Origin of the sequence: Kitasatospora sp. NPDC036755 (genome assembly GCF_040636595.1) — a bacterium.
Taxonomy (GTDB): Bacteria; Actinomycetota; Actinomycetes; order Streptomycetales; family Streptomycetaceae; genus Kitasatospora.
In genome coordinates, this window is the sequence record NZ_JBEZUT010000637.1 from 1 (window position 1) to 1822 (window position 1822).

At 75.6% G+C, this 1822-nt stretch carries 3 protein-coding genes; 1 reads left to right on the forward strand and 2 read right to left on the reverse strand.

Features of this window, described 5'->3' with window-relative positions; genetic code table 11:
• Positions 1-183: 183 nt before the first annotated feature.
• Positions 184-795, forward strand: a complete 612-nt coding sequence (locus AB0E96_RS40780) for an AraC family transcriptional regulator (protein ID WP_359831860.1) — start codon at positions 184-186, stop codon at positions 793-795.
• Here the strand turns inward: AB0E96_RS40780 and AB0E96_RS40785 are convergent.
• Complete coding sequence (locus AB0E96_RS40785) at positions 767-1099, reverse strand: alpha/beta hydrolase (protein WP_359831864.1); 333 nt, start codon at positions 1097-1099, stop codon at positions 767-769. The genes AB0E96_RS40780 and AB0E96_RS40785 overlap by 29 nt on opposite strands.
• 29 nt (positions 1100-1128) lie before the next feature.
• Complete coding sequence (locus AB0E96_RS40790) at positions 1129-1626, reverse strand: alpha/beta hydrolase (RefSeq protein ID WP_359831862.1); 498 nt, start codon at positions 1624-1626, stop codon at positions 1129-1131.
• Positions 1627-1822: the final 196 nt, after the last annotated feature.

The window sequence follows — 1822 nt, forward strand, 5'->3', positions numbered from 1 at the left end:
ACCACCACCGCCTCGGTGCTGGTCGAGCTCGCGGAGGGCAGCGGGGTCCACGCCGACCGGCCGCACCTGCCCGAACTCCCGGGCGGCGCGCGGCACAATGGAGCGCACGGACACCGGACGCCGGCGTGACGGACGCCGCGTGACGGATACCGTGTGACGGACGCGAGGCATGAGGGAGCAGTGATGGCACAGGTCGCCGTGGTCACCTTCGACGGGTTCAACGAGCTCGACAGCTTCATCGCCTCCGCGCTGATCAACCGCTGCCGCCAGGACGGCCTGGAAGCCTTCATCACCACCCCGACCCCGCAGGTCACCTCGATGAACGGCGTCCGGGTCACCGGGCAGCGCCCGATCGGCTTCGTCACCGAGGCCGACGTCGTGCTGATCGGCAGCGGCGTGCGCACCCGCGACGTCGTCGCCGACGCCGGCCTGCCGGCCCGGCTGCCGCTGGACCCGGCCCGCCAGCTCATCGGCTCCCAGTGCTCGGGCGCGCTGGTGCTCGCCCACCTCGGCCTGCTGGGCACCATGCCGGCCTGCACCGACTCGGCCACCCGCCCCTTCGTCGAGGCCCGCGGCATCACCGTCCTGGACACGCCGTTCCACGCCGAGGGCAACATCGCCACCGCCGGCGGCTGCCTGGCCTCCCAGTACCTCGCCACCTGGGTCATCACCCGCACCCTCGGCGAGGACGCGGCCCGCGCCGTCCTCGACTACGTCGCCCCCGTCGGCGAGCACCGGCAGACCACCGCCCGCGCCCTGCACGCCGTCAAGGCCCTCGGAGCCACCCGGATCTGACGCCACGCGTACGGTCGAGGAAGGCGCCCACCTCCCGGGCGAAGGCCTCCGGGGCGTCCGCGTGCAGCCAGTGCCCGCAGCCGGGGACCTCCACCAGGAGGGTGTTCGGCCGCTCGGCGGCCATCCGCCGGGCGGTGGCGGCGGTGAGCAGGAAGCTGTCGGCGGCGCGCAGGAGCAGCGCGGGCCGGCGGGTCGCGTTCCACACGGCGGTGAAGTCCCCGCGCAGGCCCTCCTGCGAGGCCATCAGGTCGTCGGCGTCGAAGACGAACCCCCAGCCGTCGTCGAACTCGACGGCGCTGTCCATGAAGCGGACGGCCGGGACCCCGCGTTCGGTCAGCGCCCGCGCCAGGTCCCGACGCGTGCGGGTGCGGCGCGGCCGGCCGGACACGTCCAGCACGGACGGGTCTCGGGCCCGCGGTTGAGCGTCGTCATGTCGGCGACCACCAGCGCCGGCACCAGGTCGGGGCGCGGCAGGGCGAGGTGGAAGGCGACCGCGCCGCCCATCGAATGCCCCAGGACCGCGACGGGCGCCAGGGCGAGGGCGTCGAGGAACGCCGCCACGTCCGCCGCGTAGCGGCCGGGGGTGAACTCGCCTCCGTGGTCGGACAGTCCGTGCCCGCGCTGGTCGAGGGCCACCACCCGGTAGCGCCCGGCGAGGGCTGCGGCCGGCGGCGCGAAGGACCTGCCCCGCCCGACGTGCCCGTGCAGGGCGAGGACGACCGGGCGGCCGTCGCCGCCGAAGTCCAGGTAGGCGAAGCCGCGCCCGTCCGGTTCGACGAACGACTCGCCGCCGCGGCCCGCGTATTCGCCGCGCCCGCCCGTCCGCGCCATGGCGCTCGGTCTCCTGCCGGGTGGAGTGCCGGGCGTTCTGTCCCGCGCCGCGTCGGTGCGCGGGGCGGGTGTCGCCGTCCTTGCGCGCCGCAGGGCCGGGGAGCCCGTGCAGGGACTGCAGGACCACGGTCGCCGCCAGGACCTGCGGCGGCATGCTCGGCCGCCCGTTCCTCGACGGGTACATGTCCGCGAACAT